This is a genomic window from Chitinibacter sp. ZOR0017, from assembly GCF_000799095.1.
Lineage (GTDB): Bacteria > Pseudomonadota > Gammaproteobacteria > Burkholderiales > Chitinibacteraceae > Chitinibacter > Chitinibacter tainanensis.
Genome location: NZ_JTLG01000005.1, coordinates 13,116 through 32,924, shown reverse-complemented (window position 1 = coordinate 32,924; position 19,809 = coordinate 13,116). Strand labels below are relative to the sequence as shown.

17 protein-coding genes are annotated in these 19,809 nt (G+C 55.9%); 15 read left to right on the top strand and 2 right to left on the bottom strand.

Annotated features, from left to right (window positions below; all coding sequences use genetic code 11):
• The first annotated feature begins 4 nt into the window (after positions 1-4).
• Positions 5-2,203, top strand: a complete 2,199-nt coding sequence (gene pbpC / locus L991_RS01505; protein WP_052190486.1) for a penicillin-binding protein 1C — start codon at positions 5-7, stop codon at positions 2,201-2,203.
• 112 nt (positions 2,204-2,315) lie between these two features.
• Here pbpC and L991_RS01500 read toward each other — a convergent pair whose 3' ends face one another.
• Both L991_RS01500 and L991_RS01495 read right to left on the bottom strand, forming a co-directional pair.
• Positions 2,316-3,047, bottom strand: a complete 732-nt coding sequence (locus L991_RS01500; RefSeq protein ID WP_047391411.1) for a YebC/PmpR family DNA-binding transcriptional regulator — start codon at positions 3,045-3,047, stop codon at positions 2,316-2,318.
• A 120-nt stretch (positions 3,048-3,167) separates the two neighbouring features.
• Positions 3,168-3,827, bottom strand: coding sequence for a glutathione S-transferase N-terminal domain-containing protein (locus L991_RS01495; RefSeq protein WP_047391408.1), 660 nt, complete (start codon positions 3,825-3,827; stop codon positions 3,168-3,170).
• A 174-nt stretch (positions 3,828-4,001) separates the two neighbouring features.
• Here L991_RS01495 and L991_RS01490 point away from each other — a divergent pair, with 174 nt between their 5' ends.
• The 14 genes from L991_RS01490 (at position 4,002) to fliJ (ending at position 19,784) form a co-directional block, all read left to right on the top strand.
• Positions 4,002-4,367, top strand: coding sequence for a response regulator (locus tag L991_RS01490; protein ID WP_028449294.1), 366 nt, complete (start codon positions 4,002-4,004; stop codon positions 4,365-4,367).
• A 24-nt stretch (positions 4,368-4,391) separates the two neighbouring features.
• The gene (locus tag L991_RS01485) at positions 4,392-6,521 is read left to right on the top strand and encodes a chemotaxis protein CheW (RefSeq protein WP_047391406.1); all 2,130 of its coding nucleotides are present in this window, start codon (positions 4,392-4,394) and stop codon (positions 6,519-6,521) included.
• A gap of 11 nt (positions 6,522-6,532) precedes the next feature.
• Complete coding sequence (locus tag L991_RS01480; RefSeq protein ID WP_028449296.1) at positions 6,533-7,012, top strand: chemotaxis protein CheW; 480 nt, start codon at positions 6,533-6,535, stop codon at positions 7,010-7,012.
• An 11-nt stretch (positions 7,013-7,023) separates the two neighbouring features.
• On the top strand, positions 7,024-9,783 hold the full coding sequence (locus L991_RS17965; protein ID WP_052190485.1) for a methyl-accepting chemotaxis protein: 2,760 nt from the start codon (positions 7,024-7,026) through the stop codon (positions 9,781-9,783).
• 67 nt (positions 9,784-9,850) lie between these two features.
• The gene (locus L991_RS01470; RefSeq protein WP_231550462.1) at positions 9,851-10,735 is read left to right on the top strand and encodes a CheR family methyltransferase; all 885 of its coding nucleotides are present in this window, start codon (positions 9,851-9,853) and stop codon (positions 10,733-10,735) included.
• Complete coding sequence (gene cheD, locus L991_RS01465) at positions 10,732-11,343, top strand: chemoreceptor glutamine deamidase CheD (RefSeq protein WP_028449297.1); 612 nt, start codon at positions 10,732-10,734, stop codon at positions 11,341-11,343. Before L991_RS01470 ends, cheD begins: the two co-directional genes overlap by 4 nt.
• A gap of 23 nt (positions 11,344-11,366) precedes the next feature.
• A complete protein-coding gene (locus L991_RS01460) occupies positions 11,367-12,446 on the top strand; it encodes a chemotaxis response regulator protein-glutamate methylesterase (RefSeq protein WP_047391401.1) in 1,080 nt (359 codons plus the stop codon).
• Between the two features lie 57 nt (positions 12,447-12,503).
• The gene (locus tag L991_RS01455) at positions 12,504-13,841 is read left to right on the top strand and encodes a sigma-54 dependent transcriptional regulator (RefSeq protein ID WP_047391398.1); all 1,338 of its coding nucleotides are present in this window, start codon (positions 12,504-12,506) and stop codon (positions 13,839-13,841) included.
• 75 nt (positions 13,842-13,916) lie between these two features.
• The gene (gene fliE / locus L991_RS01450) at positions 13,917-14,240 is read left to right on the top strand and encodes a flagellar hook-basal body complex protein FliE (RefSeq protein WP_047391395.1); all 324 of its coding nucleotides are present in this window, start codon (positions 13,917-13,919) and stop codon (positions 14,238-14,240) included.
• A 26-nt stretch (positions 14,241-14,266) separates the two neighbouring features.
• A complete protein-coding gene (gene fliF, locus L991_RS01445; RefSeq protein ID WP_052190484.1) occupies positions 14,267-15,988 on the top strand; it encodes a flagellar basal-body MS-ring/collar protein FliF in 1,722 nt (573 codons plus the stop codon).
• Positions 15,989-16,000: 12 nt separating this feature from the next.
• Positions 16,001-17,008 (top strand): flagellar motor switch protein FliG, encoded by a 1,008-nt coding sequence (fliG, locus tag L991_RS01440; RefSeq protein ID WP_231550461.1) that lies wholly within the window; start codon positions 16,001-16,003, stop codon positions 17,006-17,008.
• A gap of 8 nt (positions 17,009-17,016) precedes the next feature.
• Entirely contained in the window at positions 17,017-17,934 is a 918-nt protein-coding gene (locus L991_RS01435) for a FliH/SctL family protein (RefSeq protein WP_047391390.1), read from the top strand.
• A 5-nt stretch (positions 17,935-17,939) separates the two neighbouring features.
• The gene (gene fliI / locus L991_RS01430) at positions 17,940-19,328 is read left to right on the top strand and encodes a flagellar protein export ATPase FliI (protein WP_028449303.1); all 1,389 of its coding nucleotides are present in this window, start codon (positions 17,940-17,942) and stop codon (positions 19,326-19,328) included.
• A 21-nt stretch (positions 19,329-19,349) separates the two neighbouring features.
• Positions 19,350-19,784, top strand: coding sequence for a flagellar export protein FliJ (gene fliJ, locus L991_RS01425; protein ID WP_034619092.1), 435 nt, complete (start codon positions 19,350-19,352; stop codon positions 19,782-19,784).
• Positions 19,785-19,809 lie beyond the last annotated feature (25 nt).

Here is a 19,809-nt window from a genome sequence, read left to right as displayed (position 1 = left end):
TGTGATGTTAGGTTTGAAAATCACCGGGCTTAGCGCTTGGGGCGTGGGGCTGGCGGCGCTACTGCTGGCCAGCCAGGTAGCCTTGGCTAACCCGAGTTTTCGTGAGGTCAAGGCCGCCTGGCGCTCCTCCGATGTGCTGGTGCTGGATCGTCAGGGCCAGCCGCTGCAACGGCTACGCGTAGATATGCAGCAGCGCCGGCTCGATTGGGTGGCGCTGGCCGATATTTCGCCCGCCATGCGCCATGCGCTGGTGGTGTCGGAAGATCGGCGCTTTTATCAGCACAGCGGCGTCGATTGGTCGGGCGTGGCCGCCGCGGCCTGGGCAAATTTATGGAATACCCGCACTCGGGGTGCCTCGACGCTCACCATGCAGCTGGCAGGCTTACTGGATGCGGATTTGCGTGCTGGCCAGCAGGGCCGCTCGCTGTGGCAAAAAGTCGGGCAGGGCTGGTCGGCCAGCTGGCTGGAAACACACTGGCAGAAAAGCGAGATTCTGGAAGCGTATCTTAATCTGGTGAGCTTTCGGGGCGAGCTGGTGGGGCTCAGTGCCCTCAGCCACACCCTGTTTGGCAAATTGCCGCGTGGCCTCAATGCCACCGAGGCGGCGATTGCTGCTGCTTTGCTGCGCGGGCCCAATGCGGATGCGGCGCGAGTCGCCAGCCGGGCCTGCAGAATTTTGCAAGACATGGCCAAACCCCAGCCTTGCAGCACCGTGCGCGTGGAGACCGAGATGGCACTGTCGCGCAGTCGGGCGGGCAATGCGCTGGCTGAGCACGATGCGCCGCATTTCGCGCGCAAACTGTTGGCGCAGCGGCCGCTCGCGGCAGGAACCACGGTGCGCAGTACCGTGTCTTTGCCCTTGCAGCGCTTTGCGACTGCCGCACTACAGCGGCATTTGGCGGCGCTGGCCAAACGCAATGTGCAAGATGGCGCCGTGGTGGTGCTGGATAATGCCAGTGGCGATATTCTGGCCTGGGTGGGCTCGGCCGGGGCGGGGTTGTCGAATGCCGCCGAGGTAGATGGAGTAACCGCGCTGCGGCAGGCCGGCTCAACGCTCAAACCCTTTTTGTATCAGCTGGCGTTTGAGCGCCGTTATCTCACCGCCGCCAGTTTGCTCGACGATAGCCCGCTGGATTTGCAAACCGCCGGCGGCCTGTATGCGCCGCAAAATTACGCCAAAGATTTCAAAGGGCTGGTGTCGGTGCGCAGCGCCTTGGGCGCATCGCTGAATGTGCCGGCCGTGCGCACGATTGAAATGGTGAGCCCCACAGCCTTGCGGGATCGCTTGGCAGCGCTGGGGCTCAGTAGTTTGCAGCAAGACGGGGATTACTATGGCGCCAGCCTCGCGCTCGGGGCGGCTGATGTGCGGCTATTGGAGCTAACCAATGCCTATCGCACGCTGGCCAACGGCGGCCAAAGTAGTGCGCTGCGCTGGCTGCGCACTGATCCGCTGCCGCGCCGGCAGGCGCTGCTCAGCCCCGCTAGCAGTTTTATCGTGGCGGATATTCTGGCTGATCGTACCGCTCGGGCCCGCACCTTCGGGCTGGAAAGCGCGCTGTCTACGCGCTATTGGAGCGCAGTGAAAACCGGCACCAGCAAAGACATGCGCGATAACTGGACGATCGGTTTTTCCCGTCAGTTTACGGTCGGGGTGTGGGTGGGCAATGCCAATGGCGAGCCGATGTGGGACGTCTCGGGCATGCATGGTGCGGCGCCCGTATGGCTGGCGGTGCTGGATCGGGCGCAGCAAACCGCCCCGGCCAGCCGCTCCCCCGCGGCGCCCGCCGGCGTAACCCAGCGCACGGTGCGCTATCAGAATCAGATCGAAGCCAGCCGAGTGGAATGGTTTTTGGCCGGCACCGAGCGCGAGCAGATCGTGGCCGAAACCCAGGCGATCCGAAATCAGGCGCCGGGCATCATCAGCCCGCTGGATGGCAGTATTTATGCCGTCGACCCCGATGTGCCGCCCAAGCATCAGCGCGTGTTGCTGCGCGCGCGCGGCGTCAGCCAGCCGCAATGGCTGCTGGATGGCAAGCTCATTTGCCGCGCCAATCCTTGCAAATGGTTTCCGTGGCCCGGCCGGCATCAGCTTGAATTACGCGATGCGCGCGGTGCAGCGATTGAAGCCGTGAAATTTGAAGTGCGCGGCGCCTTTATACGCCCGCCAGCGAGCGCGCCCAAAAGCAAACCCGTGAGCCCGTGAAGGACAGTAAGTTGTAACGCAGCAAAAAACAAAGCCCGCATTCGCGGGCTTTGGGGTATATGGCTACAGCCTTTTTCGAGTAAGGCTTAGCTGGCTATACGGCTGGGGTGTATCAGTCTTGTTCGTCGAACACTGCGGTGGTGTAAACGCTTTGAACGTCATCCAGCGCTTCCATTGCATCGATCAGTTTTTGCATTTTGATCGCATCGTCGCCGGTGAGCTCGGTTTCACCTTGCGGACGCATCGTCGATTCGCCCATTTCGGCGCTAAAGCCGGCGGCTTCCAGCGTTTCTTTGATTGTTACAAACTCGTACGGCGGGGTGATCACTTCGATCGAGCCGTCTTCATTGGTAACAACGTCTTCGGCGCCGGCTTCCAGCGCTGCTTCCATCAGGGCGTCTTCATTGGTGCCGGGGGCGAAAATCAGGTAGCCGCAGTGTTTGAACTGAAAGCTCACGCAACCGTCGGTACCCATATTGCCGCCGTATTTGCTAAACACGTGGCGTACATCCGCGACGGTACGGGTGCGGTTGTCGGTCAGGCAATCCACCATCACTGCCGCGCCGCCCAAGCCATAGCCTTCATAGCGGGTTTCGATGTAATCCACGCCTTCCAGCGAGCCGGTGCCGCGTTTGATGGCGCTTTCGATATTGTCTTTGGGCATCGATTGCGCTTTGGCTTTATCGATAGCCAGACGTAAGCGCGGGTTCATTGCCACATCGCCGCCGCCCATTTTGGCCGCAACGGTAATTTCTTTGATCAGCTTGGTGAAGACCTGGCCGCGTTTCGCGTCCTGACGGCCTTTACGATGCTGAATATTTGCCCATTTACTGTGTCCAGCCATGATGCACCTTGAAATCAGTTCATTCGAAAAATGGGGCGTATTCTAGCATGAGCCGCCACTGCCCCGACAGCGCTGCGCTTGCGCTGTATCAAGCCGGCTGAGCGTCGTCCTGTCGTCGATTTATTCACCAAGGTGGCAAAACACCGGCGCTTGGCCTGCTTGCCATGGGCTGTAGTTGTGCATGCACTCGGTAAATAAATCACTGCTCGTCAGCTGGGCTAGCCAGGCTTGCAGCGGCGCGCTCATCTGCGTGGCAAAAGCATGGGCATTCACGGCGGCACATTGGCGGATAAAGGGCACAATGGCCAGATCGGCAAGGCGGAGTTCATTACCGAAAAGGTAGGTATAGCCAGCTAGCCTAGGTTCGATATGGCTTTGCAGCCAATACAGGGCAAGGTATTGGTGCTCGGCCGCGGTTTTGCCTGGGTGGCGGTCGGCATATTTATAGCGATCCAGTAGCGGCTTGAATTCGCGATCATGCGCATGAATTAGCGTGAGCTGCGCGCTTTCATCCTGCAGTAATCTCGCCAGCTCGGGCCGTTGCGCCAGCGCCCAGCGCATGATCTCCAAGCTTTCAGTGATGGCTTCGCCGTTGGGATTGACCCACACCGGCACGGTGCCGGCAGGGTTGCAGGCCCAGAGTTCGGCAGGTTTGGCTTTCAGGCTGACTTCGCGAATTTCCAGTGGCAGCTTGGCCAGCCACAAGGCCAGCCGTGCGCGCATGGCATAGGGGCAGCGGCGGAAAGAATACAAAATGGGCAGGGGCGAAATCAGCGGCATGATGGTTTGGACTTCGTTAAAGCTGGCATAAAAATCAACTTAACTTGACAAGGGTTGAAAATAAGACGGGCTGCGCCATGGCAATCCGCCAAACTCTTGCCTATAAAAAAACAGGTTCTCGTCATGTTGCACCCGCAGCATGGTGGCGTAAACGATATTGTACGAGGGGGGAGTATGGCCAAGAAGATATTGGCGGTTGACGATTCTGCATCCATACGTCAAATGGTGAGTTTCACCTTACGCAGTGCAGGGTATGAAGTGGTCGAAGCACCGGATGGTAATGCCGGGGTGAATCAGGCCAAAACCACACAGGTCGATCTGGTGCTCACCGATCAAAACATGCCCGGCATGGATGGCCTGACCCTCATTCGCACCTTACGCGGTCTGCCTCAGTATGCCGCCACGCCGATCTTGATGCTGACCACCGAATCCAGCGATGCGATGAAACAGCAAGGCCGCGCAGTGGGCGCTACTGGCTGGCTGGTTAAGCCGTTTGATCCGCAGAAATTACTCGAAGTCGTACGTAAAGTCATTGGCTAGCCGCAGCGCGGGTTAGGGGGATGTATGTCTATCGATATGAGCCAGTTTATCGCTGTCTATTTTGACGAGGCGGCAGAACATTTGGCCAATATGGAATCCTTGTTGCTTGAACTGGATGTTGGCAGCCCCGATCCCGAAGACCTGAATGCCATTTTCCGTGCCGCGCACTCGATTAAAGGCGGCGCCGCCACCTTTGGTTTTGCCGATCTGGCGGAAGTAACCCATGTGCTGGAAAACCTGCTGGATCGGGTGCGTAAACAGGAAATCACCCTCACTGCGGCGATGGTGGATATTTTCCTGCGCGCAGGTGATGTCTTAAAAGACATGCTCGCCGCCCATCGCGACAATGCCCCTGTCGATGCAGTGCCGATTGCCGAGATTACCGCCCAGCTGAATCAGCTCTCTAGCGAGCAAGTGCTGCCCGTGGCCAACCCGCAGCAGGCACTAACGGTGATCATCGCGGCAGGTGAAGGTTTCGAGCATGACGTGTTGTGCCATGAATTGCAGCGGCATGGTGAGCTGGAAGACTTCTCGCCGGGCGACGCCCAGACGCCGTGGCGATTCCGTCTGAAAACTGCCAGCAGTCAGGCCAAGCTCATTGATGCGATGGCTTTTTTGCTCGATCCGGCCCGCATCAGTATCGAGGTAACGGGGTCGCAGGATGAAGATTTTGGTCTGTTTGCGCCTTTGCCGCTCCCGGCTACTGATTTAAGCGTGGATGAAGGTTTTGGCTTTTTTGACCCGTTGCCCGCGACATCAGCGCCCGCTTTGCAGGATGGGGAAGGCTATGGCTTCTTTGCGCCGCCGGCGCCGCCAGTGGCGGAACAAGGGGGCGAGGGCTATGGCTTTTTTGTGCCCGTTGCGGGTAGCAACACGCCCGCCGCCGTGGCTACGAAGCCGGTTGAGGCTAAACCCAGCGCAGCGCGCGCCAGTAGCGAGCGTCAGGCCGAACGTGGCGGTGATACTTCGATCCGGGTTAGTGTCGAAAAAGTCGATCAGCTGCTCAATCTGGTTGGCGAGCTGGTGATCACCCAGTCGATGCTGGCGCAAAACGCTTTGCAACTTGACCCCGTTACGCATGAGCGGCTGCTGGCTGGGGTGGCACAGCTAGAACGCAATACCCGCGAGCTGCAAGAATCGGTGATGTCAATTCGCATGATGCCGATTTCGTTTGTGTTTAATCGCTATCCACGGTTGGTGCGTGATCTGGCGGGTAAATTGAATAAGCAGGTTGAGCTGCGCATGATCGGTGAAAACACCGAGTTGGATAAAGGCTTTATCGAAAAACTGAGCGACCCCTTAACGCATTTGGTGCGCAATAGCCTCGATCACGGGATTGAAGCACCGGAAGTGCGCCTAAGTCGCAATAAACCGGCGCAGGGCACGCTCACGCTCAAAGCCTTTCATCAAGGCGGCAATATCGTGATTGAAGTCAGCGACGATGGCGCGGGCCTGAATCGCGAGAAAATCCTCGCCAAAGCCCGCGAGCGTGGGCTGAATGTCCACGACAATATGAGCGACAACGAAGTCTGGATGCTGATTTTTGAGGCGGGCTTCTCCACCGCCGCTGAAGTCACCGATGTGTCCGGTCGCGGTGTAGGGATGGATGTGGTGCGCAAAAACATCCAGGCGATGGGCGGCCGGGTTGAAATCCAGTCAATGACCGGGGTGGGCTCAACCATGAGCATTCGCCTGCCGCTGACGCTGGCCATTCTGGATGGCATGTCGATTTCCGCGTCTGATGAGCTCTATATTATTCCGCTCACCTTCATTATCGAATCGCTGCAGCCGCGCGCGGCTGACATCAAAACCATGGCCGGGCGCGGTACGGTGATCAATGTGCGTGGTGAATACCTGCCCTTAATTGCCCTTTATGACATTTTCAGCCTGACCGCGCGCAAGACCAGCTACGAAGAAGGCCTGGTCATTATCCTGGAGGCCGAAGGCCAGAAAGTAGCGCTGTTTGTCGATGATTTGCTCGGTCAGCATCAGGTGGTGGTGAAAAATCTGGAAACCAACTACCGCCGAGTGAGCGGCGTGGCTGGGGCCACCATCATGGGCGATGGGCATGTGGCGTTTATTCTCGATGTGGCGGCGCTGGTAAAAATGGCCCAGCAAGTTACGCCCGCCGAACAAATTGCTGAACTGGTGTAAGGAGTAGGGTCATGGAACTGGCTCATAAAGAAGACGACGTCAGCCGCGAATTGCTGGTATTTGCGCTGGGGCGTGAAGAATACGGGATCGATATTTTAAAAGTGCAGGAAATTCGGGGTTATGACGCCGTAACCAGTATTGCGAATGCACCGAATTTTATTAAAGGTGTGATTAATCTGCGTGGCAATATCGTGCCGATTGTTGATTTACGGATTAAATTCAATATTGGCAATGTGACCTATGATCAATTTACGGTGGTGATTATTTTAAATGTTGCTCAGCGCACCATCGGGATTGTAGTGGATGGTGTTTCGGATGTAATGACTTTGTCGACCGAGCAATTGCGCCAGGCCCCTGAGTTTGGTAGTGCACTCGACACCGCTTATATCCTTGGTTTGGGTACCGTCGAAGAGCGCATGATTATTTTGGTTGATATCGAAAAACTAATGACCAGTGCGGATATGGCTTTGGTTGAAGCTGTGGCCGCTTAGGGAGGGGTGAAATGCATAATCTGCGATTAACTCGATTACTGCTGCTCGGTATTTTATCTATTATTGTCGTTTTGCTGGTGCAGTCCATTTCAGCCTATCGGGCGGCAAGTAATACATTTTATGCCGTGGATGAATTAACCAGTGATCACTTGCCGCATTATGTAAAAACCCAGCATATTTTTAATGAAGTGAATACGATTGCGCGCGCCCTGCGCAATATGCAAATTATTGGTGTCGCTACGCCCGAGGATAAACGCCAGGTTGAAGAAGAGTGGCAGCGCATACTGGAAGCACGGCAGAAGATCGGCACATTGGTAACCGAGCTAGATCAGCAAGCACAAAGCCTGAAAGATGATGAAGCATTAAAAGAGCTGGAAAGTATTAAAGCTCAGCGCACCAATTTTATTCAGGTGCAAAATAAATTTAAGCAACTCTTGGATAGTGGTGATGTAGGAGGCGCACGTTCGCTGGTGCTGGGTGAAATGCGCACAGTGTATAACAGTTACCGCGACACCATTTTGGCGATGGGTAGTCAGGAAGAGCAGGGCGCCTTGAGCTCCGCGAAAGAACTGCAGGAGGCTGCCCGCCATGCGGAGCAATTAGCCCTTTTGTTGGGGGCGATTGCAGTGGGTTTGTCCGTGTTTATCGGCTTTGTGCTATTGCGTCGAGTTCGGTCCCAACTGGGCGATGAGCTGGAAAATCTGCAAGCAATGGTTGCCAATATTGCCCAAGGCAATTTGCAACAAGACTTGCCCAGCCATGCCGGCGATGAGCAGAGTTTGCTCGCACGCATCCGACAAATGCAGCAAGCGCTGCGCCAAGCTGCGAGTGTGGCGATTGAGAATGCCCGTATCCGTACCGCACTTGATTCGGTATCAACCAGCGTGATGATTGCAGATGCCGAACGCAATATCATTTACTGCAATAAAGCGCAAAATCAGCTTCTAGCCGCGGCCGAAGCCGATCTGCGCAAAGAGCTGCCGCAATTTAGCGCCCAAACAGTGGTTGGCACCAATATCGATAGCTTCCATAAAAACCCGCAGCATCAACGAAATATGCTGGCGCAACTGAGCCATACCCATAAAGCCCAGCTCACGATTGGTGGCCGTAATTTTGCCTTGACCATAAATCCAGTCTGGGGCGAAAACGGCCAGCGCAGCGGGTATGTGGTGGAGTGGCTGGATCAGACGCAATTGATAGCACAGATGGAGCGCGAAAAAGTGGTGTCGGATGAGCGAGCCCGTATTTTGGGCGCGCTGGATTCCACTTCCACCAATGTGATGCTGGCCGACGAAAACCGCACCATCATCTATATGAACCGTGCCGTGACCAATATGCTGTCGCGAGTGCAGCATGAATTGCGCAAAGTGCTGCCGAATTTTGATGTGAATAAGTTGCTGGGTAGCAGTATGGATGGTTTCCATCGCAATCCAAGTCATCAAGCCAGCTTGCTCTCCAATCTGCAGGGTACTTATCGCTCGCAAATCACGGTAGCCGGGCAGACCTTTGTGCTGATTGCTAATCCCGTGGTTGATAGCACCGGTAAACGGTTGGGTTCAGTGGTGGAATGGGTTGATCGCACCGCGGAAGTGGCGGTGGAAAATGAGGTGAATGCGCTGGTGGCGGGGGCAGCCAATGGCGATTTCAGTCACCGGATTAATCCCGAAGGTAAAGAGGGCTTTATGCTCAAACTGGCCGAAGGGATGAATCAGATGGCGAGTTCCACCGAAGGGGCGATGAACGATATCGCCCGGGTGCTGGCCGGTTTAGCGCAGGGGGATCTCACGCAAAATATTACTGCCGACTACCACGGCCTGCTGGGGCGTTTGAAAGACGATTGCAACCTCACTTGTGCGCGCTTGGCTGAGATCGTACTCAGCATTCAGGAAGCGGCGGGGGCCATTAATGTGGCGGCGCAGGAAATCTCGGCCGGAAATAGCAATCTATCTAGTCGTACTGAGCAGCAAGCAGCAAGCTTGGAAGAAACCGCATCCAGCATGGAAGAGCTGACCGGTACGGTGAAACAAAATGCCGAAAATGCTAAGCAAGCGAATCAGCTGGCGATTGGAGCTTCGGATATCGCAGTGAAAGGCGGTGAAGTGGTCAGCCAGGTGGTAGCGACCATGTCGGAAATTAACGAATCCGCCAAGAAAATTGTCGACATTATCGCGGTAATTGATGGCATTGCCTTCCAGACCAATATCTTGGCCTTGAATGCCGCGGTAGAAGCGGCGCGTGCGGGCGAGCAAGGCCGTGGCTTTGCGGTGGTGGCTTCTGAGGTGCGTAATTTGGCGCAGCGTTCAGCGGCGGCGGCGAAAGAAATTAAAACCCTGATTGGTGATTCGGTGGTGAAAGTCGAGGCTGGCTCGAAACTCGTCGATCAGGCTGGCCACACGATGGAAGACGTCGTGGGGGCGGTGCGGCGAGTGACTGACATCATGAGTGAGATTTCGGCGGCCTCTAACGAGCAAAGCGCTGGGATCGAGCAAGTGAATCAGGCCATTACCCACATGGATGAAAACACCCAGCAAAATGCCGCCTTGGTCGAAGAAGCGGCTGCGGCGGCAGAAAGCCTAGAGGAGCAGGCGGGCAACCTCACGCAAACCGTTGGGATCTTTAAATTAGCGGGTGGCAAAGCCTTGCCCACGCTGAGCAAGCGCGCCGCAGTGAGTGCGCCCGTGGCAAAGCGAACCACTGCCGCGGCAACACCAAAAGCGAGCCGGCCGGTGCCCAAGATCGGTGGCGATGATGATGCCTGGGAAGAGTTTTAAGCGAGCCTCGCCCAAACCAGTTGGGGGCTGCGGCCCCCATTTTTCCCTCTGAAGGCGGGAGTTGATGGTGCCCAATCCTGAGCAGCCCGTTGGCTTGTTGATGCCCAATGAGCACGAATTTTCCTACACCCCAAAAGACTTTAATCGGGTGGTGGCGCTGATTTATCAGCATGCCGGTATTCGGCTCAATGAAAGCAAAATGCAGATGGTGTATAGCCGTCTATCCCGCAGATTGCGTGCTTTACGGATGGATACCTTCTCGGGGTATCTGGATATGTTGCAGGCTAATCCGGATGCGGAGGAGTGGCAGCAATTTGTAAATGCACTTACCACGAATCTGACGGCGTTTTTTCGCGAAGCACATCATTTCGATATGCTGGCTGAGCAAATTGAACGGACGCGTGAGCGACCATTTCGGATCTGGTGTGCCGCATCATCCACCGGAGAAGAGCCTTATTCGCTGGCGATGACTGCTTTTGAAGCCTGCCAAAGCGCCAATCCCGCCGTTGAGATTATTGCTTCTGATCTGGATACCCATGTGTTGGCTACCGCCGAGCGCGGGGTTTATCCCTTGGATCGAGTAGAAAAATTGTCGCTAGAACGTAAACGGGGGTTTTTCTTGAAAGGCGCTGGCCCCAATGAAGGTAAAGTCCGCGTGAAAAAACCGCTGCGTAGCCTCATCGATTTTCGGCAGATTAATTTGCTGAGTGAACAATGGCCACTTCAAGGGCAGTTTGATGCGATTTTTTGCCGCAATGTGATGATTTATTTCGATCAGCCCACTCAGCGGCAAATTCTGGAAAAAATGGGGCGACGTTTAAAGCCTGACGGGCTCTTATACGTGGGCCACTCCGAAAATCTGCACTATATGTCCGATTGGTATCGCCCCTTTGGCAAAACCACTTATAGCCTCACAGAGCGGGCGCTGCAGGAGTGGGGGCGTCGCTCATGACCCATCCTTACGAAGAAGTCCTCGCGCCTAGCTTGTATTTTGACAAGAATTTTCAATCCGAGGCAGCCAAGATCTTGCCAGGTGAATACTACGTCACCACCCGCGACATGGTGCTGGTGACCGTGCTGGGCTCGTGTGTGGCCGCGTGTATCCGCGATGTGGTGACCGGGATTGGTGGTATGAATCATTTTATGCTGCCCGATTCGCACGAAGAGATGGCCTCGGTGAATGGGCTCTCAACGCGCTACGGTACCTATGCGATGGAAATGCTGATTAATCAGCTGCTGAAAAATGGCGCGAGCAAAAACCGCCTCGAGGCCAAGGTATTTGGCGGTGGCAATGTGCTGCGCGGGTTTACGGTCAACAATGTAGGGCTGCGCAATGCAGACTTTGTGAAGTCCTTTTTAGCGCTCGAACGCATCCCGATTGTGGCGCAGGATTTGCTCGATATTTATCCACGGAAAGTCTATTTCTTTCCGCAAACGGGCCGAGTGTTGGTAAAAAAACTCAAAACAGTCCACAACAACACCATCGTGGAGCGCGAGAAAAGCTACGAATCTCGCCTTACTCATTTGGATATGGGTGGCGATGTCGAGCTATTTAGCTAGGGCGTGGCGTAGGGAGTGACAAAATGGCAAAGATCAAAGTTGTAGTTGTGGATGATTCGGCCTTAATCCGCAGCTTGCTCAAGGAAATTATCAATAAATCCGGGGACATGGAATGCGTGGCGACTGCTCCAGACCCATTGGTAGCGCGGGAGCAAATTCGCAATTTGAATCCCGATGTCATCACCCTTGATGTCGAAATGCCCAAAATGGATGGCTTGGATTTTCTAGAGCGGCTGATGCGGCTCAAGCCGACGCCGGTGCTAATGATCTCTTCGCTCACTGAGCAAGGCTCCGAGGTGGCACTTAAAGCGCTGGAATTGGGGGCAATTGATTTTATTGCTAAGCCGAAAGTCGATATTGCAAGTAAAATCGATGCTTACACCGAAGAGATTCGCGAAAAAATCCGCATGGCCGCCAAAGCGAAACCCCATAGCATGACGCATCTTCCAGTTGCCCCCAATCGGACGGCGGACGCAGTATTACCTAAAACCTCGCGGCCTCTGCTGAAGTCGGAAAAACTGATTATCGTTGGCGCATCAACCGGCGGAACCGAGGCGCTGAAAGATTTTCTGATGCCTTTGCCGCCCGATGCCCCTGCGGTGCTGATTACCCAGCATATGCCCGAGTCGTTTACCAAATCGTTTGCCAATCGCCTTGATAGCTTATGCCGTATTTCCGTGAAAGAAGCCGAGCATGGCGAGCGTATTTTGCCGGGGCACGCGTATATTGCGCCGGGGCATTCGCATTTGCTGCTGGGTGTATCCGGAGCCAACTATATTTGCGAGCTCTCGAAAGCCGAGCCGGTTAATCGGCATCGGCCTTCGGTAGATGTTTTGTTTCGCTCTGCAGCCAATATCGCCGGCCGCAACGCGGTAGGCGTGATCCTTACCGGAATGGGTAAAGACGGCGCCCAGGGCATGCTGGAAATGCATCAGGCGGGGGCGCACAATTTTGCGCAAGACGAACAAAGCTGCGTGGTGTTTGGCATGCCGAAAGAAGCGATTGCGATGGGCGGCGTGGACGAGATTGTGCCGCTGAAAGATATGTCGCAGCGCGTAATGGCGTGGGTAAATGCCAATAGTAGCCGCGCGTTACGGATTTAATGCGCATTTTCAGAAGCAAGATTGCGCTGAGTGATTTGAAGTAAAAAGGAAAAATGGATGGGTTTGCCGGTATTGATCGTTGAAGATGACGATGATCTGCGTGAGGCACTGATTGATACGCTGGAGCTGGATCACTATAGCGTGCTCGTGGCGGAAGATGGCCAAAGCGCGTTGGCAATTCTGGAAAATCATCAAGTGGGATTGGTGGTGTCGGACGTGCAGATGCAGCCTATGGATGGCGAAACCCTGCTACAGGAAATCAAGCTGCGCTACCCATGCTTGCCGGTGATCTTGATGACCGCCTATGGAGTGATCGAGAAGGCCGTGGCCGCGATGCATGCCGGCGCCAGTCACTACTTGCCCAAGCCCTTCGAGCCACACAAATTGCTGGAGCAAGTGGAGCGCTTCCTGTTACCTGATTTGGGCGAGGATGCGATGGTGGCCGAGTCGGCCCCAATGCAGCAACTACTGGCAATTGCGCGGCGGGCGGCGAGTTCAGATGCCTCGATCATGTTGACTGGTGAGTCGGGGGTCGGCAAAGAGGTGATGGCACGTTTTATTCATCGGCAAAGCCCTCGTGCGAACAAGCCATTTGTGGCGATTAACTGTGCGGCGATCCCAGAGCAACTGCTGGAATCCACTTTATTCGGCCATGAAAAAGGGGCGTTTACTGGCGCTGCGGCCACACATTTGGGTAAGTTTGAGCAGGCGCAGGGCGGCACACTGCTGCTAGATGAAGTGAGTGAAATGCCTCTGGCACTGCAGGCCAAGTTGTTGCGGGTGTTGCAAGAGCGCGAGCTGGAACGAGTGGGCGGACACAAGCCGATTGCACTCGATATCCGGGTCTTGGCCACCTCCAATCGAGATCTAGCGGCGGAGGTATCAGCAGGGCGCTTTCGCGAGGATCTGTTTTATCGGCTGAATGTGTTTCCGTTGGCGATTCCGGCGCTACGTGATCGGGCGGCGGATATTTTGCCGTTGGCACAAAACATGCTTCATCGGTATGCCGGTGCGCAAAAACGCCGAGTGCCAGTTTTACTGCTCAGTGCCCAGCAAGCCCTATGTGCGCATCGCTGGCCGGGCAATATTCGGGAGCTCGACAATGTTATTCAGCGAGCCTTAATTATGGCGCCGGCGGAAGAAATTGCCGCCGAACATTTGCATTTGCCGCATGCAGCGGCAAGTTTTGCCGCGGTTGCGGACGTTGAATCAACGCTTGAACCCATGCCGGTAGGCAAAAATATCAAGGATATGGAAAAGACCATGATCCTCGATGCATTACTGGCCTGTGGCGGCGTACGTAAGCAAGCGGCAGAACGATTAGGGATGAGTGAGCGGACTCTGCGCTATAAGCTAGCGCAATACCGTGAAGAAGATGGCGAATTGCCCATTTAAAAGACGACAGGGTGTAGGAAGTGCTTGCTGCCCGCAGCGTGCGCCCCTACAATTTTGCAAGGAAGGTAAGTAGTCATGAGCGTGCAAGGAATTGATCAGCTGCTCGGTGAATTACGATCGATGTCGGCTCTGGCTGCTGGGCAACCAGCAAATGCGCCGACAGGTGCGACCGAAGGCCCCGATTTTGCGGCCGTGCTCAAGCAATCGATCGATCAAGTCAACCAAGTGCAGCAGAATGCTCAAGCTCAACAGGTCGCTTTTCAAGCAGGCGACCCGGATGCCAATTTGCAAGATGTGATGGTGTCGTTGCAAAAAGCGAGCTTAAGTTTTCAAACCATGGTCCAAGTCCGCAATAAGCTGGTGACTGCCTATCAGGAAGTTATGAACATGCAGGTTTAATCCTGCAACCAGCTTATCGGTAGGGTATGGCAGAAGCAGGCGTCGCGGCAGATAACACCTTGGTGACGGGAAGAAATATTGGTGGTCTGCGGCAACGCTTTGACGCGCTGCCTGCTGGCCGCAAGATTCTTGCCATGGTGGTGTTCGCCGTTTTGATTGCGGCGATTGCGGGCTCACTGCTTTATACCCGCGAGCCAAGCTACCGTATCCTGTTTACTAATCTGCCCGACAAAGATGGCGGCGCCATCGTTCAGTCGCTCGAGCAGATGAAAATCTCCTACAAACTCGATGCCGGCATGATCTCGGTGCCCGCCGAGCAGATCTATGATGTTCGCCTCAAGCTGGCTGCCCAAGGTCTCCCCAAAGCCGGCAATGTAGGCTTTGAATTGCTGGACAACCAGAAATTCGGGGTGTCGCAGTTTGCCGAACAAGTAAATTATCAACGCGCGCTGGAAGGTGAGCTGACACGCTCGATCGAATCCATCTCGGCGGTAGAAAAAGCGCGCGTACACCTCGCGAGCCCCAAGCAGACGGTATTTCTGCGGGATCAGCAAAAGCCCTCAGCTTCAGTGGTGCTTACTCTGCATCCGGGCCGTCAGCTGGATGGTGGGCAAATTGCTGGGATTATCCATCTGGTTTCTTCCAGCATTCCCGGTATGCCGGTGGCGAATGTTACCGTGGTTGATCAGGATGGCAATCTCTTGTCGCGCAGTGCCGATCTAAATGCGCGTGGGAATCTTGATCAGCGGCAGTTGCAATATGTCGGGCAAATCGAACGCGGCTTTGTTGAGCGGCTTGAAGCCATCCTCACCCCGATTGTGGGCAAAGACAATGTGCGGGCCGAAGTGACTGCCCAAATTGATTTTGCCGAAATCGAGCAAACCTCCGAATCCTTTAAACCCAACTCGCCACCCAATGCTGCCGCTATTCGCAGCCAGCAGACGCTGGATCAGTCCGGGCGCTCTGCCAGCGATAGCGCGATGGGCGTGCCGGGTGCGTTGTCCAACCAGCCGCCAGGCGCGGCTACTGCGCCGATTACAGCGCCAGTCGCCAGTGGCGCTTCGGCGGCGGAGGCGGTGAGCGCCACCAATTTGCGCAAAGAAGCCACTACCAACTACGAGGTGGATAAAACCATTCAGCATGTGAAACAGCCCGTTGGCGTGGTCAAGCGCTTGTCGGCGGCGGTGGTGCTGAACTACAAAGCGGGCAAGGATAAGAGTGGTAAAGTGGCCTACGTGCCATTTACCCCAGCGGAAATGGCCCAGATCAATAATCTGGTGCGCGAAGCCATTGGCTACAACAAAGAGCGCGGTGATTCGATTAATGTGGTGAATGCAGCCTTTGCGGAGTCGATTCCGCTGGAAGAAAAACCGCTACAGGATAAAGCGCTGACCTACGTACAGAACAATGCGCTCGACGTGATTAAGATGCTGGTGATCGGTATTGCTTCACTGTATCTGCTGTTCTTCGTGGTGCGGCCGCTGATGAAAGACCTGACTCGCAGCAAAGAGCAGGAAACTAATGTCGAGCTCGATTTGGGCGAGGCTGGCAGCGGCAATATCTTTGCGCTGGAGCAGGGCACAGGTGATGAATCACCGGAAGAACAGAACAAAATGGCGGCCTTTGCCGATCTCTTGCAGCAGGCTAAAGAGCTGGCTAAAAATGATCCCCGGATGGTGGCCACCATTTTGCGTGAGTGGATGAATCCACCGGATGAGAAGGACAAAAACCCGAACAAGGTCGCGTAAGCAGGAGCTCATATGCCGTCCAATATGAATGAAGATGGTGTGCACAAAAGCGCGCTGCTGCTGATGTCGCTGGGTGAAGAAGCCGCCGTTGAGGTGTTTAAGTTTCTTGGCCCGAAAGAAGTGCAGAAGCTCGGCTTTGAAATGGCCAATATGCAATCGGTTACCCGCGAGCAAATCGACTCGGTGCTGGGCGACTTTATCGCCGCTACGCAAAACCGCGCTAATCTGGGCGCGGCCGATGAGTACATTCGCTCGGTATTGACCAAAGCGCTGGGTACCGATAAAGCAGCCAATCTGCTCGACCGGATTTTGCAGGGCAATGACAATAACGGCATCGAATCTCTGAAGTGGATGGATTCCACCGCGGTGGCGGAATTAATCCGCAATGAGCACCCACAGATTATCGCCACGATTCTGGTGCACCTCGAGCCCGATCAGTCGTCCGAAATCATGAGTAATTTCAGCGAGCGGGTACGTAACGATGTCTTGCTGCGGATTGCCACGCTGGAAGGCGTGCAGCCAGCTGCGCTCAAAGAGCTGAATGATGTGCTGACCCAGCTGTTGTCCGGCTCGGATAAACTCAAGAAAAGTGCGATGGGCGGGGTGCAAATGGCCGCCGACATCCTCAACTTTATGGGCGGCGTGGTCGAAGCTTCGGCGGTGGCCAATATTCGCGAATACGACCCCGAGCTGGCGCAGAAGATTCAGGACAAGATGTTCACCTTCGACAACGTCATGGACATCGACGATCGTGGTATTCAGTTGCTGCTACGCGAAGTGCAATCCGATGCGCTGGTGGTGGCTCTGAAAGGCACCAGCCAGGCGCTGCGCGAAAAAATCTTCAAAAATATGTCACAGCGGGCGGCAGAAATGCTGCGCGAAGACCTCGAAGCCAAAGGGCCGGTTAAATTGTCCGAGGTGGAAGGCGAGCAGAAAGAAATCCTCAAAATCGTTCGTCGCTTGGCCGATGAAGGGCAGATTGTCCTTGGCGGTAGCGGCGGCGAAGGCATGATTGAATAAGGCGCGCTGTGACTGCACCAAACCGTCGTATTATCCCGAGCGAAGAGCTTTCGGAGTTTCAGCGCTGGCAGTTTAATTCGCTACTGGGCGACCATAAGCGCCCGGCTTTTCTCGACCCACTGGCGCATATACCAGCAAGCGCCGAGGCCGAGCCCACTGCCGAAATGAGCGCGTCAGTCGAGGCTGAGCCAGTAGCTGCGGAACTGGCTGAGCCAGCGCACGAGCCGGTAGAGCAAGAGCAGGCGGATGTGGCTGCAGATCTCGCCCCAGTGGCCGATGCGATGCCGTATCCAACGGCCGAAGAAATCGAAGCGATTCAGCAGCAGGCGCATGAAGAAGGCTATCAGGCGGGCTTGGCTGAAGGCCGAGCGCAAGCGGCCGCCGAGTTGCAGCAATTGCAAAACGTGCTCAGTAATGCCACCGCGCAGCTGCAAGCAGCGGAGCCCACTTTGGCCGATAGCGTGCTGGAACTGGCTTTGCTGGTGGCGCGGCAAATGGTGGGTGAAGCAATGCACGAGAACCCGAAATTGCGCCTAGCGCAGATTCGCGAGGCGCTCGATCTGATCCCCAGCCCTAGCAATCCTTCACGACTGTATCTGGCGCCCAGCGATCTGGATTTACTGGCGCAAGATTTGCAGTTTGAATTACCCCCCGATGTTTGGAAAATCATCCCCGATGAGCAGCTGGCCAGTGGTAGCTGCCGAATCGAAACCCCGGTGACCCAGCTTGAGTATTCGCTGGCTAGTCGCTGGGATAAAATAACCGGGGTATTGCCCTTAAAGCAGCCTATTGAATGGTCTGGCGAGCAATACATGGGTGATGTATCTGCGACTACTCCGACTGCACCGCTTGCCGAGCCCGAAGTCGCGGATGAATATTTGCTGCGCGATCCGGATGATGCCGCGCCAGCCGCGCCGGACAGCTAATCGCCATGCTTAATGATCTGCAGGCCTATCTGCGTGATTGCGGCGCCGCGGTGCAGGCGGTGCGGCCATGGTTGCCACGTGGACGGCTCACACGGGTTTCCGGCTTGGTGCTGGAAGCTGTGGGCCTGCGCTTACCCATTGGCGCATCCTGCGATGTGATGACACCTAGCGGGCATAAAGTCGAAGCCGTGGTGGTGGGCTTTCACGAGCAGCGGCTGTTTCTGATGCCGATTACCGAGATTTACGGCGTAGAGCCGGGGGCGGCCGTGATGCCACGTGAAGACGTGGCGGCGTGGCGGCCCGAATACGGCCGGCCACGACCCGCGCAGCGCCGCGCCGAAGATCATGGCCGGCAAGTGCCGGTAGGCTGGGGTTTGTTGGGGCGGATTCTGGATGGCTTGGGCCGCCCGCTCGATGGCAAAGGCCCGCTACATAACGAAGCCTACTACCCGCTGTTTTCCCGCGCCTACAACCCGATGGATCGTGAGCCCGTCCGCCACGTGATGGATGTAGGGGTACGCGCCATTAATGCCATGCTCACCGTTGGGCGTGGGCAGCGCTTGGGCTTGTTCGCGGGCTCGGGTGTGGGTAAATCGGTCTTGCTGGGGATGATGGCGCGCTACACCGAAGCCGATGTGGTGGTCGTGGGCCTGATTGGTGAGCGCGGCCGCGAGGTGAAGGACTTCATCGAGAATATTCTGGGTGAAGAAGGCCGGGCGCGCAGTGTGGTGGTGGCCGCGCCAGCCGATACCTCGCCGCTGTTGCGGCTGTATGGTGCGGCTTATGCCACCAGTATTGCCGAGTATTTCCGTGATCAGGGGCGGAATGTACTGCTGATTATGGATTCGCTGACCCGCTATGCGATGGCGCAGCGCGAAATTGCCCTTGCTGTGGGCGAGCCCCCCGCCACCAAAGGGTATCCGGCCTCGGTGTTTGCCCGGCTGCCACAATTGGTGGAGCGGGCCGGGAATGGCCGCGAAGGTGGTGGCTCGATTACCGCTTTTTATACCGTGCTCTCGGAAGGCGACGATCAGCAAGACCCGATTGCCGATAATGCCCGGGCTATTTTGGATGGGCATTTTGTGTTAAGCCGCCAGCTGGCCGAGGCTGGCCATTATCCGGCCATTGATATTGAAGCCTCGATCTCGCGGGTGATGCACGACATTATCCGCCACGACGAATTCGAGCTGGTACGCCGCTTTAAATATCTGTATTCGCGCTATCAGCGCAGTAAAGATCTGATTAGCGTCGGCGCCTATGTGCCCGGCTCCGATCCGGTGCTGGATGAGGCCATTCGTCGCCATCCGGCCTTTGAGGCTTTCTTGCAGCAGGCCATCACCGAGCGTGAAGGGTATGAGGGCGCTAGAATGAAGCTGGCGCAGCTCTTTGGCTAAGCCACCCGCTAGGGATTGATCGTGGCCGCATTCCGTTTTGCTTTTTTACTGCAGTTGGCGCTGGATGAGCGCGAGGAAGCCTCGCGCGCGATGCAAACCGCGCAAGCCGCGTGGCTACAAGCGCAAGCCAAACTCGAGCAGGTGGACGCGTTCCGCAATGAATACCGTGCCCGCCTGACCCAAAATGGCCAGCAAGGCATGTCGGTGATTCAGTGGCGGGATTTTCAGCTTTTTCTGGCCAAACTGGATGGCGCCGCCCAGCAGCAGGGGAATGAGGTGCAGCGGCTGGCCCAGTTGTATCAAGAGCGCAAAATCAGCTGGCAGGATTGTGAGCGTAAGGTGAAAGCCTTCGAAGCCCTACGCGATCGGCACGAGCGCAGCGAAATGGCCAAAGAAAACAAACGCGAGCAAAAAATCCTCGATGATTTTAATAGCCGTATCCGCCGCGAGCACTGATTGCGCTTTGCCTCGCGCGACATAC